Source organism: Bacillus sp. cl95, assembly GCF_900115925.1.
GTDB lineage: Bacteria > Bacillota > Bacilli > Bacillales > Cytobacillaceae > Neobacillus_A.
The window spans coordinates 163,181-176,751 of sequence record NZ_FOYF01000001.1; the positions used below are offsets into that span (position 1 = coordinate 163,181).

At 37.8% G+C, this 13,571-nt stretch carries 11 protein-coding genes; 3 read left to right on the plus strand and 8 right to left on the minus strand.

Annotation, left to right across the window (positions count from 1 at the left end):
- Positions 1 to 168 precede the first annotated feature (168 nt).
- The gene (locus BMZ31_RS00865; protein WP_090829839.1) at positions 169 to 672 is read right to left on the minus strand and encodes a GNAT family N-acetyltransferase; all 504 of its coding nucleotides are present in this window, start codon (positions 670 to 672) and stop codon (positions 169 to 171) included.
- A gap of 286 nt (positions 673 to 958) precedes the next feature.
- On the opposite strand from BMZ31_RS00865, the gene BMZ31_RS00870 reads away from it, so the two are divergent.
- Positions 959 to 1,828 carry an STAS domain-containing protein gene (locus BMZ31_RS00870; protein WP_254778539.1) on the plus strand — a complete coding sequence of 290 codons (870 nt, stop codon included), beginning with the start codon at positions 959 to 961 and terminating at the stop codon, positions 1,826 to 1,828.
- A 123-nt stretch (positions 1,829 to 1,951) separates the two neighbouring features.
- Here the strand turns inward: BMZ31_RS00870 and BMZ31_RS00875 are convergent, their stop codons facing one another.
- Positions 1,952 to 2,482: a hypothetical protein gene (locus tag BMZ31_RS00875; RefSeq protein ID WP_090829841.1), complete on the minus strand. Its 531-nt coding sequence runs from the start codon at positions 2,480 to 2,482 to the stop codon at positions 1,952 to 1,954.
- A gap of 237 nt (positions 2,483 to 2,719) precedes the next feature.
- Here BMZ31_RS00875 and BMZ31_RS00880 point away from each other — a divergent pair, with 237 nt between their 5' ends.
- Positions 2,720 to 2,911 (plus strand): DUF1272 domain-containing protein, encoded by a 192-nt coding sequence (locus BMZ31_RS00880; RefSeq protein WP_090829842.1) that lies wholly within the window; start codon positions 2,720 to 2,722, stop codon positions 2,909 to 2,911.
- Positions 2,912 to 3,183: 272 nt separating this feature from the next.
- On the opposite strand, the gene BMZ31_RS00885 is transcribed toward BMZ31_RS00880, so the two are convergent.
- The 4 genes from BMZ31_RS00885 to BMZ31_RS00900 form a co-directional block, all read right to left on the minus strand.
- Positions 3,184 to 4,545: a DUF4179 domain-containing protein gene (locus BMZ31_RS00885; RefSeq protein WP_090829843.1), complete on the minus strand. Its 1,362-nt coding sequence runs from the start codon at positions 4,543 to 4,545 to the stop codon at positions 3,184 to 3,186.
- Positions 4,526 to 5,065 carry a sigma-70 family RNA polymerase sigma factor gene (locus BMZ31_RS00890; RefSeq protein ID WP_254778540.1) on the minus strand — a complete coding sequence of 180 codons (540 nt, stop codon included), beginning with the start codon at positions 5,063 to 5,065 and terminating at the stop codon, positions 4,526 to 4,528. Before BMZ31_RS00890 ends, BMZ31_RS00885 begins: the two co-directional genes overlap by 20 nt.
- Positions 5,066 to 5,201: 136 nt before the next feature.
- Complete coding sequence (locus BMZ31_RS00895; protein WP_090829845.1) at positions 5,202 to 7,172, minus strand: cytochrome D1 domain-containing protein; 1,971 nt, start codon at positions 7,170 to 7,172, stop codon at positions 5,202 to 5,204.
- 25 nt (positions 7,173 to 7,197) lie between these two features.
- A complete protein-coding gene (locus BMZ31_RS00900) occupies positions 7,198 to 9,282 on the minus strand; it encodes a hypothetical protein (RefSeq protein WP_090829846.1) in 2,085 nt (694 codons plus the stop codon).
- A gap of 293 nt (positions 9,283 to 9,575) precedes the next feature.
- Between BMZ31_RS00900 and BMZ31_RS00910 the strand changes: the two genes are divergently transcribed.
- Positions 9,576 to 10,937, plus strand: a complete 1,362-nt coding sequence (locus BMZ31_RS00910; protein WP_254778603.1) for a methyl-accepting chemotaxis protein — start codon at positions 9,576 to 9,578, stop codon at positions 10,935 to 10,937.
- An 86-nt stretch (positions 10,938 to 11,023) separates the two neighbouring features.
- Here BMZ31_RS00910 and BMZ31_RS00915 read toward each other — a convergent pair whose 3' ends face one another.
- Positions 11,024 to 12,028, minus strand: coding sequence for an ABC transporter permease (locus BMZ31_RS00915; RefSeq protein WP_090829849.1), 1,005 nt, complete (start codon positions 12,026 to 12,028; stop codon positions 11,024 to 11,026).
- 1 nt (position 12,029) lies between these two features.
- Complete coding sequence (locus BMZ31_RS00920; RefSeq protein WP_090829850.1) at positions 12,030 to 13,535, minus strand: sugar ABC transporter ATP-binding protein; 1,506 nt, start codon at positions 13,533 to 13,535, stop codon at positions 12,030 to 12,032.
- Positions 13,536 to 13,571 lie beyond the last annotated feature (36 nt).

Below are 13,571 nucleotides of genomic sequence, written 5' to 3' on the forward strand. Positions count from 1 at the left end.
CTTCATGGCTCTTTTCGAGAAGTTCCTGAACCAAGAATTCATAAGAATACGTAAAAATCCAGAAGTCGATTTTTAGTTTGCGTGTGAAACACACAAAGTTTACGAAAAGAACCTATTAAGCTGTTCAATATCCTTTTCAGAAGCTAGTCTTATTTCCATTTGTAAACCTCAGCTGATTTCGTATTCGTAATATGGTTCTTCTTGGTTAGTATCATCGAACCATTTCATTTCCTTAAAAGTAAATCCAATTTTCTCTAGTATCTTTAGTGACCCAATGTTATTTGGATCGGCTGCAGCGTAAATGGTGCGCACTTGACCGTGATTTTCGGCAACCTGCAAACAAGCTTGTGCAGCTTCTTTTGCATAACCTTTACCCCATGCCTGCTTACCAAAGTGATAGATAAGCTCGACCTTTTCAATTCCTTCTGGAATATTGAAACCTGCAGCACCAAGTACTTTACCTGTTTCTTTATCTTCAACAGCATAAACAGATAGCCCTTTATCTTCATGGCACTTCCGGTATCCTCCAAGTGCTCTTATTAATAAATCATGTGGCGTAGCACCGTTACAGTGCATCATCACTTCATCATTACCCCAAAACTCTTTTGCATCTTCAAAATCCTCATCTCTAAAAACACGTAAATTAAGCCGTTCTGTTTCATTTACGATCATTTCCGACTCTCCTTTCCCTTTCACTTTATTGCTTCCAACCTACCATTAGAATGATGTTAAACAATCCTATTTCTAGTTCATTTTCATGAATTTCTACAAATACTGTAAAAAACCTTCATTTCCCTTCTAAATTATCCACCACGGGAAATAGATATTACTTGTCCAAATTTCGAACGTTAAGTTATCATTATTAGAGTATGTAAAAATATCTTCTACTTAATAGTTTTTTTAAGAGACATTTGATAAAAAAATGACTATATAAATGAATCCTTAAAATAGATAAAGAATGCGAGGAATAGAAATGAACGACGAATTGGTGCTTTTAGGACAAATGATTGTAAATAAGAAACTTGAAATTGCAAACGAGGTTCATACAGAAAGATTAGCTGGAGTCCAAATGACAGAAGCTCAACGACGTTCATTTAGTCAAATTGAGCCCCAAATTATTAATATTCGTGCCAATTTCATTGGCTATTTCGGTGAAGCTTTAATCGAATACGATAATCAAAGTAAAGCATTCGAAAAAATTATGACTTGGGGAAAAGAAACCGGAGAGTACTTTTTTAAACTTGGAACTCCATTAGATGAAGCGTTGAAGGATGCAAGTTTTTATCGCGAATATATTTGGAAGGCTATCCAAAAGGAAGCGGAAGCGCATCAATTGTCAACGGACACGATTTTCAAAGTTATCTCAATTATTGACCCGCTTTTGGACAAGGCTGTCTATAGCTTTAGTCTTAACTATGTTCAATTCCACCAAAAGAATCTAGAAAACGCAAAAACTGCCTTATTAGAATTGTCTGTGCCAGTAGTTCCATTGATGGATGGCGTCGGTGTCTTACCTTTAATAGGAAATATCGACACAGAAAGAGCATGTATGCTCATGGATGAAACGCTGAAGCAAGTGGGCAATCTTAAGCTAAATTTTCTTATCTTAGATGTATCTGGAGTCATGATTATTGATACCATGGTTGCAGATCAATTGTTTAAAATTATTAACGCATTGTCCCTTTTGGGAGTCCAAACAATTATGACCGGTATCCGTCCAGAGGTTGCCCATACAATGGTAACATTAGGATTAAACTTAAAAGGACTCACAGTTAAAGCAAATCTTCATCAAGCTTTAAAAGAAATTCAGTCTTTACAGACAGTTTAAGAACGCAAAAAAGGCTGCTATTGCAGCCTTTTTTATTTTCTTGAGGAAGTTTTGATTTTATTCCTTTCTCTTGTGTTTGAGATTCTATGAAAAGAAGACGTTCATTCCTTTTAACCCCAAATTTTATCGATTGGTAAACTTATTAGAAGAGAGCGAAAAACTAAGGCATGTGATAAAAGCAACAATTGTAACAATGAAACCAAACGTCAAACCTACTGCTGCCATAAAAGTGTCATCTCCAGGAAACTTGGGTTTTAGATTGAACCATTCATATGCAATCCATAATGTAAGAAACAAATAAAAACTACTTCCTACTACCCCCATTTTTATTCGGTCTTTCTTAGTTCCATGCCAAGATCGGCTAATTGTTTTCCAAGCTAATATGCTTATGGCGACAGCTGCCACCATAATCAAAATATGTAGAAATGGAACGGTAAACTTAGTTAAGACAAGTAGAAGAAGTGCAGTCGCTCCAAATAAAACGACATTTACAAAGAATAAGAAAATCCCTGATAACCACGGATTACTAAACCACGTTTGCTTACTTATAAGACGAATAAAAGGAATATCAAAATTGCTACTTTCACTTATTTTTTCCCTCTTCAAAATTACAAACGCGATAATAACTATGCCCATCAAAATGATAAAAGTCATTTAACCTTCACCTTTCTAACACCAATTAAGGGAATATTTGTCTCCATTATATACATAGAAATACGATGTAATAAAGTGAAATATTCCAATTAAATTTCGTTAAAGATAGCTCGGTTTCACAAACACTAAGGTCATTTTCAAAACTGACCTCAAATTTTTTTTGAAAACTGTCACTTTTTGTGTTCGTCATTAAATGGTATATTTCTCCTGTAAATATTTTTGGAAGGGGATTATTCTATGGCTTTAGAAATGAGGAAAGAATGTGAGCGCTGCAACTCATCTATTGATGAAAATAGTGTGGCCTATATTTGTGTCCATGAATGTACTTTTTGTACTCCTTGTTACGAGGAATTAAATAGCGTCTGTCCGAATTGTGGTGGCGAACTTGTTAGGAGACCTAAAAAGCCGCAAAACGTTTGTACACTTTAAGATTTTCTGAAAAGCGCATCACATGCCAACAAAAAATAACCCTTTATCACCAGGGTTATTTTTTGTTTAGGCTCTTTTGGTAAACTTTGTTGTTTTCACAAGCTAAAGTAAAAATCGGCTCCTGGATTTTTACGATTTTTTATGAATTCTTGGTTCAGTAGCTTCGCGAAAAGAGCCCCGATGCAATAAAGAATGTTGGAAAAGAATAGCATCCGAAAAGCAACAATCAGTGCGAAAACGGCATTTGTTCTAGATATTTTTTCTGTGAGAGGTCATTTAAGCTCAATCTTAATCGGTTCAAGTTTGATGCTTTCTTCATTCATGCTAAATACTCCGAATGGCACCATGATAGAGTAATCTTCAAAAACCGCGTTATTTTCAATTTTGAATGTTAGGTTAAAAACAGACTCTCCAACTTTCTTTACAGAATGAGCCGATAACAGTGATTCACTTTTCAATTGAGTGTAAAACTCCTGACCTTTTAACCCTTTTCTTACAGCTTCTGCATCTGAGTTTACTAATTGAAAGTTCTCAGCAAAATTTCTGACGATGTCCTTACGAAAATGCTCGTGATTTACATTTCCAATTTCAAGATCGAGTGAAACGGTGCTTCCAGATTGTCTAACGTTATTTACGTTAATGTTATAGCCAAACCTAGCACTTTCCACCTTGAACGTGTTTCTATTCAGTTTTTGGATTGTTGGAAACTCATCTCTATCAAACTCTGGATAAATCATTAAATACTTGGCATCATTTATCATCTTGCTGCTGAAGTTAGCCTTTTTGGAAGAAGCAAAATTCTCGTCAATTTGGTTTCCTTGATCGTCAAATATTCTTAAACTGACAGAATCATATTCAGGCATGGTTGCTTCATAGTGGAAACTCGTATTCGTTTTTCCAATCAGAATAGAGCTCATTTTCAATCCATAGACACCATCCGAGCTTACAGATTCGGTATTTGTTAGGATTTTTTTGACTGGCAGTTGCTTAATCGGAATATCAAATGTCCACTCTCCTTGAACCCCACCCATATTCGTAAAAGTGACAGGTAAAGTAAATGCGGTTGGCCATTCCTTTTCGGAGTATTCGAGGGTAAAAGCACCAATATAATTACCATCTTTTTTCTGTAAACTTTCCCTCGTACCAGCCCACTGCTTTTGTTCATTCCCATCAAATATATGAAACGAATATCCTGATTCTGGGCTGTTATCTGGTGCATGATTTTTTGTAATGTCACCTTCTGCTCTAAATGTTACTCCAATAATGTTACCATCATAGTAAGCACTTGTGATGGTGACCGCAACACCGTTACTGATAGCCTTTTCATTTAGCTCCGTTACCAAGTTGCTCGCGGCCAATTGTTTACCTTCTTGGGAATGAAAATCATCATAGATGGCACCTATCAATGGGACGCTTGCCAAAACCTTTGTCATGGGTGTAAAAATAAAACCAGAGGCGAGCAGTAATGATGCAGCCGTTGCTGTAATGATTCCCGCTTTTTTCACTTTTGTTTTTCTTGCGATTCTCACTTTTTCATTTCTGCCTTCCGCAATTCCTTTCTTAATCGCTGTCATCACTTCTACTTGGGGAACTTCAATCTCTAACAACTCATTATCAAACCATTCTTTGTTCATAGTTTTCTTTCCCCTCCAGTACTTTTCTCATTTCTAATTTTGCCCTGCGAAGATATGTCTTGATGGTTCCCTCAGGTTTACCCAATGTTTCCGCAATTTTACGAATCGAGAGATCGTGATAGTAGAAAAGGATGATGACCGTTTGATAATGCATCTCTAATTGAGCCAATGCAACCGACAAATCGATTTCACTTTCACTTTTCTTACTTTGAATGTCTACCATTTGGTTGAGCAGATCATCACCTGTTAAAACAAATTTCTTCTTTTTCTCAAGCAAATGGTAGGCTGTTCTAATCAAAATCTTGATCAGCCAAGTGCTGAAAAATTCAGGGCTTTTCAATTGATGGATAGAGACAAATGCTTTTGTAACTGTATCCTGCAAAACGTCGAGAGCATCTTCTTTATTGCGCATATAGAGAAAAGCTGTCCTGTATAACTTAGCACTTTCATCTTTTATCAATGTTTCAAAGGCCACTTCATCTCCATTGATTGCTTTTTTCACTGTATGTATGTTTGTCATTGCCTGACCTCCTTTCATACATTAGAGACAGATGCATCGAATAAAAGTTTCAAATACAATTATTTTTTTGTTCCTAAGTGATTTATCCAAAAAAAGGAAGCGCCCACAATGGCACTTCCTTTAGAATATCAAAATATTATTCTATTGACCGAACATATTCTGCAATTTTTTCTATTTCTTCAGTAGAGAGCGTAGAAACTTCTTTTGTCTTGTGTCGTTTAATAGAATCTTCAATCGTTTTTGCACTTCCATCGTGGAAATATGGCGCTGTTGCCCATACGCCTCTTAATGTTGGCGTATCAAAATGAAGATTATCTCTTGGATTGCTCATATTTGATCTAGCATCCCCATTTGAACCCATATCTGCTGAATTAGAAGTGCCAATGTTATGCAAAAAGGAAATATTTTCTGTAGTAAGATTCCCATTTACATTGACAGCCTTACCACTATCCGTAAACTGCTTCCCACCGTGACAACTGATACAGCCTGCTTTACCATTAAATAGCTCTTTTCCTTCTTGTGCTGCTACAGTTAGTTTACCTATATCGTTTCGATAAGGGCTTTTAGGTGGCGGGAAAGATTCAGGATTGTCAAGATAAGCGAATAACGCATCATACATATGCTGTACATCTTTAGGTAGAGGTTTTCCTGGGTCGAATTCCATCATCCCGCCCATTTCTCCTTGTACAGTTAAAATATAATCCGTAAAATCATCCCGACTTCCATCCCACATGAACAATCCAGTTTCTGTTGTCACAACATTACTCGGAACGTTTCGAGGACCCTTTGCAGTAGAAAGAGATAATCCATTCATATCCCCGTCCGCATGACATGAGGCACAACTCATCCAATTGTTTCCGGTGATTTCTGTTGCATATTCGTCACTATTCGCAGAATAGAATAAGGTTTTCCCTTCCCTCACAAGAGGATCCATTGGATCTTTATCTATTAGATTGATATTTTCCCCATTCATTTTTGCACGTGAATAAGAGCTTTTTCCGCCTGTCGTAATCGTTGCTAAATCATGACTCATCGCATTGTGAACAAATAAGGTTTCTCCATCGGGAGAAATAACGGCTCCACGTGGATTGTCCCCTTCTATTCTTCTAAGGACTTGAGTAGCATTACCACCGCGATTTAGATCAAAGACTACAAGGTCTTCACTCCCGGACATAATCGCAAAAGCTTTATTACCTTTCGGATGAAAAACAACATCATATGGATTAGAGACAATGATGGTCTTATTTTTACTATCAGTTACATTCATTTCCTCGAAAAGTTCTTTTCTCTCATCAATGATTTCTTCATCTTTTTCGAGGTCAATGACAGAAATCGCTGGAAATATCGTTTCCTCAAAGTGAATCGGGGTATCAACATTCGTTAACAAATGAGGAATCCATGCTTTTTTCCCATCCGGACTTATCACGATTTGTTCTAACGTATTCGGTATGCCTTGGCTTTTCTTTCGATCAGCCTTGTTTTGTGATTCGGAAAGCTGAATCGTTTTTATTACAGAATTCTTTTTTGTATCTATGACAGATATTTTACCCTCAAGATAATGTGGGACGTATAACTTGTCTCCATTTGCGGTCATTGCCAAGGACCTTGGCCGTTCACCGACAGGAATCTCAGTAACTAGCTTATTTTTCACTAAATCTATGACAGAAATAAGACTGGAACGATAATTTGAAACATAAAGAAGCTCTCCATCCGGACTCGTTAAGACCCCAAATGGCTCAATCTTCGTTTTGATAGACTTAATCACTTTTTTCTCTTCTACAGAAATGACATCCACCCTATTTTCTTGCATACAAGAGACAAAAAGGTAATTTTCATCAGGACTTAAAGCCAGTTGACGTGGGTCTTTACCAACCTTGATTTCGGCGTTAACTTTACCTGATTTAGAATCAATTATTGAAACAGTATTCACGTCAAGATTGGCTGTGAATATTAAACTACCTTTTTTATTGATGATAATATTATTGCTATTCACTGCAGCATTTCGTTTTATTGAACTTTTCACTATACTGACATTGCTTTCTTTCGTACAACCAGCTAACGCCCCTATAAAAAGGAGCGTCAGCAGGAGGAGGGCTAGTTTTTTCAAAATCAAACGCCTCTCTTATAATTTTCTATTTTTTCTTTACTTCCACAGGAACAAGGACTGGAGCAATTCCAAACTTACCATGACCTGCTTGAATTTGTGGAACGTTATCTTTATCGGTGTTCTCCGATTTTTTACCGCTAAAATAAAAATCACCTGTATCCCAGAACTCGCTAGCCTGCATACCTTGATCAAGACTCGGACCATCAATAACCGTTTCAAAGAATCTAGAATATTTAGAAATGATAGACTCTACTTCCAATGACTCTGGCTGTTGCTTATCATTCTCTTGATTACTTAGGTTTTGGATTGCCACTCTAAATACTGCTGCCACCCCACCTGCCGTATAAGGTGTATATTGCATTTCATCCTTGTACGTCTTATAGGCATTGGCTTCATTATCCCAAAGCTTATCATCCATCGCAATAAAAATATTGCGGGCTGCTTCACGATATTTGTCATCATCAGTTGCTAAATAGGCTGCTGTCAAACCGCGAATCGCTCCAAGTTGAGCCTCCAATGTTGACTCAGTATCAGCTCCTTTTCCAACTGTGTATCCTTTTGCCACCAAACCATTTTCAAGCACCAACTCATTTATAATGAAATCTGCCTGAGATTTGATCAGCTCAATCGCACGCTTTCCTTCAACTGTCTTTAGACCTTCCGCTGCCTCCCCGCTTGCATAACCAACCGGGAGTCCATCGATGGCACGTTGGAAAATCCTCAACGCTTCCACTGTATATCCTGCTTGGAACGTATCGATGTATTTCCCTTGAGATTTTCCATCGTGTTCCGTAACAAAGGAACCTGTTTCTTTATTAAAGTGCATAGCATCCAAATTTTTGAAAACATGCAACAATACATCTTTGTTCACGCTATATGGGTCTGAAGATGAGATATCGTTGTTTGAATCAGCATCTACATTTTCTTTAGGGGCAGAAGGATACGGTTTCCCATCAAACAATGCTTGGAAAGAAGGTGATACATTTTTATTTTCACTGCGTTGGTCCGTCATTCCATAGAATTCTGCTGCAGGCCAAAGCATCAGCCATTGATCGTTGAGAAGACTTCGCTCATCGGCAATTTGAAGCGATTTGGCAGATGGTGCTAAATCCTCACCATTTTCTTCTACCTTAACTTGATGCGGCAAGTACACTAAACCTTTTGCAGGATCATATGTGCTTCCGTTTTCTGCCTTAATCAACTTTCCAGCGTTTGCATTGTAAAATAATCCATCGCGTATAAAGTTTAATTTATTCCAAATTTCTTCAACAAGGATCATCCCTTGCATTCCATCTGGAGAGCTAACGCCAAGTCTGATGTTAGGATCTTTATCATCATTACCAGTCTCACCAGCGAGTTCCTCTTCCTCTTTTACAGTATGGAATCCTCCTAAAAAGTCTCCAGCCCAAAGTGACTGCTTTAAGAAAGTACCTCCATATGCTGCTGGTGTTAACATGTGGTCCATTTTATTTCGATCCCAGCGAAGTGATTTAAAGTTCACCTGATAATTCGGAATGTATGTACCATCATCGTTTGAAGCGTATTCTTCAGTATCCACCTCTTGAACATAATGTGGGTCACCTTGTCCATATTCTATAAAAGTCGGGAACATGTTACGGAAGATCTCTTCCTTTGGATAACCAACCGCATCTGCTAACTCATAAAAGCGTTCACCTAAAACAACATCCGTTGCCTTGCCCTTTGTTTTTGCCATTTCATTAACAACAGGTCCATTGATCAAATGAAGTCCCAAGCCAGACTTCTCCACAACTTCATACATGCCTTCCTCTGAATACTCGTATGCCTCAATCCCGGCAGTGTAATCAAATTTCTCTGGTTTATTAACCTTCTTTGGATCAAGAACATCTAAATCCAGTCCCAAACCTTCTACAAGTGGTTCGCCCGATAGTTCAAACTCTGCATATGCAAACATGTTGCCTGCAGTATCAAATGTATAATCTGTTACTGGAACTGACACAGAGCTTTTTCCCTCTTCTGCCGCAGTATCGTTTCCTTTTTTAACTTTCTCTTTATCCGTGCAGCCCGCAGATATAAGTAAACCACCTGCAAGAGCTACTGTAGTCATAACTTTCCAAGGTTTATTTGTCATTTGACTCTCCCCTTAACACAACTTCATAAAACGATAATTATTTCACTGCATTGATAACGATTATCATTATACATATTATCAATCTATTAAACAACACTTTATTGATAATTGTTTTCATTTATAAATAATGAGGTGTAGCGTTATGGACTACTTTGCTATGTTTATAAGCTGTTTCAACACACCTTCAGCATTCGTCCATCATCCTAATGAACACAATGAATCATACGATTAACAGATTGGAAGAACATGCCGATATAACCTGTGTGTCTTTTTTAGATTTTGACTACATATGTATGAACATTAAAGGAGGTATTCTCTTGGCTAATAAGGGATTAACCGTTGGAGTAAAAGCACCTGAATTTGAACTACCTGCCACAAATAATCAAAAGATCCGTTTATCCGATTTTTCAAAACAGCCAGTCATTATTACTTTTTTAAGAGGTACTTGGTGACCGAATTGCCGAAAACAGCTGGTCCAGCTGAATGACTATTATGATACCCTGCAAGAAAAAGGCGTCAATTTGATTGCTATTGCAGGTCAAAATATGAAAGCGATTCAAAATTATGTTGATGCAGAAGGTATTAAGATTCCCATTTTATCTGATGAAAAAAGAATCGTTATAAAAGAATATGAAGTTTTCGTACCCATCAAATGGGATAGCTTCCGTATTGCGATTCCAAGTACTTATATCTTGGATGAAACGCATGCGATCACGTATAGTTATATTGGAGAATCTCAATTTGATCGCCCTGCCATCGATGATATTTTAAGTAGTTTAGAAGAATTTCCAGAAGAGTCTTCATCTGGTGTTTCAGAATACCATCAAACAAACGAGGAACTTCCTGTATTTGTTCAGGCTATGAAAGACACTTTAGGTGACGTGGATCTGTCGACAAATACAATTAAGCAAAGTGTGAATCAAAATTTATCTTCGATTCAGCAATTAGAAACCGTGTTTGCCTCAAACACACAGGAATTGTCTCAGTTTTTTTCTGTTTTTGAATTGATGGAATCGAAAATTAACAATTATAGTAATACGATTGGAAAAATTGTAGAGAGTTCCGAAGAAATGCGAAACGACAATAAACAAGCTTCATCTCATATGATGGAAACTTCGGAATTATTAAAGGAACTGGTAAACTTAACACAAGTCGTGAGCAGTATTAGTTCAACCATTTCTGGAATATCAGCGCAAACCAAAATCCTTGCATTGAATGCTTCTATCGAGGCAGCACGTGCCGGAGAACAAGGAAAAGGATTTGCTGTTGTTGCGAAAGAGGTCGGAAAACTCGCTACTGCCTCCTCAGATGCATCAAAAAGCATTTCTGATCAATTGGAATTGATTGAACATAAGATTAAAGAAAGCTTTTCTTCATTCAAGGATTTTGATGGACTGATGCAAAAAGCAGATGAAAAAGTGAATCAACAAAACGAGGAACTTCAAGATGTTTCTTCCGGTATCCTTTCCATTCGTACAGAAAGCGACGAACTTGCATCAACGTTGAATAACATAACAAATGGACAAAAAGATGCAGAGAAAATGCTCGTTTCCATCAAAAATCGTGAAGACACTATTTCAAAGGAAATTGAAGGTATCTATCGTGACATACAAGAAAACTCTAACCTTCTCCTAGAACTTGAAAAAAGAAGTTAATGGAAACGAGAAACTCATTTTAATTGTGTATGCTAAAAGCCGCTTAGGTCATCCCTAAGCGGCTTTTTTTGCAGGATTCTATAAGATTAGTGATTTTGATTATAGTATGTAATGGCAAGTGCAAAGGCTAGGACAGCCCCCTTCACAATATCCATTGCATAATATGGAACAGACATCATCACAAGGCCATTTTGAAGGATACCGATTAATACCGCCCCCACAAACGTTCCAAAAGCATTTGGCTTACCTGCACCAAGTAAGGAAAAACCAATAAATGCTGCGGCAACTGAATCCATCAAATAAGGTGCGCCAGCATTGATTTCAGCCGTCATTACCCGAGAAGCAAGAACGATTCCTCCAATAGAAGCAAAGAAAGCGGACAACAGGTAAGCAATCGTTTTATAGCGGTTAACAGGAATACCTGACAATCTTGCCGCTTCTTTGTTTCCCCCGATAACATACATGTATCTTCCATGCTTGGTGTAGGTTAAAAACACATGTACACTAATGACAACAATCCCCATAATCAGGATGATCCATGGTACCTGACCTATTTTTGCAAAGAAAGGGCTAATTGTACCAGTTGAGAAGTTTCCATCTGCCAACACCATATTCTCGGAAATAGTGGCTCCTTTTGTATACGTCAAGGCACTTCCTTGAATAATAAACATCATTGCAAGTGTCATCAGCATATCTGGAATCCTCAATTTTACAATCATCCAGGAATTGATTGCACCCACAATTAGTGAAGCTGCAATAGCTGATAGCAAAGCAATCAAAGTGTTTTGTGAAAACCAAACAAACATCGAGATTACGATAGCATTTGATAAGGATGCAACAGAACCTGCCGAAAGATCAAAGCCATCAACAGAAAGAGAAATGGTTATTCCAATAGCAATAATCGTTACGATTGATATGGACCGCAAAATATTGACGATATTATCTCCCTGTAAAAAGGAGGGGTTTGCTATTGAGAAAACGATGATTAGGGCGACAATAGTGATAATCGTACCGTACTTATAAAAAAACTGAAATAGTTCGAAGGGTTTTTTAGTGGCTACATGAGTCTGATATGGAACTTTCGCTTCCATTTTATTTCCCTCCAGTAGAATAGAATAATATTTCTTCTTCAGATGTTTTACTTGTTTCTAATTCTTTGACACTTGTTCCGTCATAAAGAACATATACTCTGCCCGAAATCCCCATGATTTCAGACAGCTCTGATGTGGCATAAAGGACCGCTTTCCCTTGATTAGCAAGTTCTGCAATCAGTTGAAAAATGTCTTTTTTTGCACCAACATCAACCCCTTTAGTCGGTTCATCAAAAATGTAAACGTCCGCATCTGCGACTAACCACTTCCCAATCGCCACCTTTTGCTGATTTCCACCAGATAGGTTTTGAACCTTTGCTGTTTCTGTTGGTGTTTTGATTCCCAGGCGTTTAATATATTCTTTCGCAGTCGCTTTTTCAGATTTTCGATTTACAAATCCAAGCCATCCCGTAAACTTTTTCAGATTGGCTGCGGTTAGGTTTGATACGACGCTTTCATGAACTAAGATACCTTCTTTTCGTCTTTCCTCAGGCACCAAGGCGATACCACTTTTCACAGCATCATGCGGGCTTCGGAGCCTGACTATTCTTCCATGAAGGGTAATCTGTCCTGTAGTATTTCGATTATCTCCGAACAAGGTCTTACATAGTTCCGTTTTACCTGCACCGACCAAACCGGCAAGTCCAACAATTTCTCCAGCCTTTACATGCAAAGTTACATTTCTTACTTTTTCCCTGTCATTTAACTCTTTCACTTCCAAAATGGTTTCACCTATTTTGGCATGATGCTTAGGGAATTGTTCCTTGAGTGGTCTACCTAGCATGTGCTCAATTACTTTTGCCTGATAGATGCGATCAATTTTTTCTTCTAAAATGAATTCTCCATTTCGCATAATGGTAATTTCATCACATATTTCAAAAATTTCAGGCATCCTGTGAGAGATAAAGATGATTCCAACATCTCTTTTCTTCAAGTCAGAAATGATTCTAAAAAGTTCACTCGTTTCATGATTACTTAAAGGTGCAGTCGGCTCGTCTAAAATTAAGAATTTACAATTCGTTGATATGGCTTTGGCAATAAGAACAAGTTGCTTTTCGGCTAATGTCAGATCCTTCGCTAGTTTTTTTACAGACAGGCGGATATTTAAGTTATCTAGAAGCGTTGCGGCTTTTGAATAAAGTTGCTTCCAATTTATCCACTGCCTCCCTTCCATTCCCTGTACGGTTTCATTAAGCATAATGTTCTCGCCAACCGTGAGGGATGGAACAATGGCTGTGTCAACTTCCTGATAAACAATTTGAATACCATGGGTTTGTGCATCCCTCGGAGTACGGATATTTATGTACACACCATTCAATAGAATCTCACCCGAATAATCATGGTGGGCTCCAGACAGGACTTTCATTAAGGTGGACTTCCCTGCTCCGTTAGCCCCAATCAGAGCATGGACTTTACCTGTTCGAGCAGTAAAGCTCACCTCATTTAAAGCTTTGACCCCAGGAAACTCAATGGTGATATCTTTCATTTCGAGAACTGCTTCTGCCATGATGTTTCCTCCTTCTAACAACATATGTATAATTCT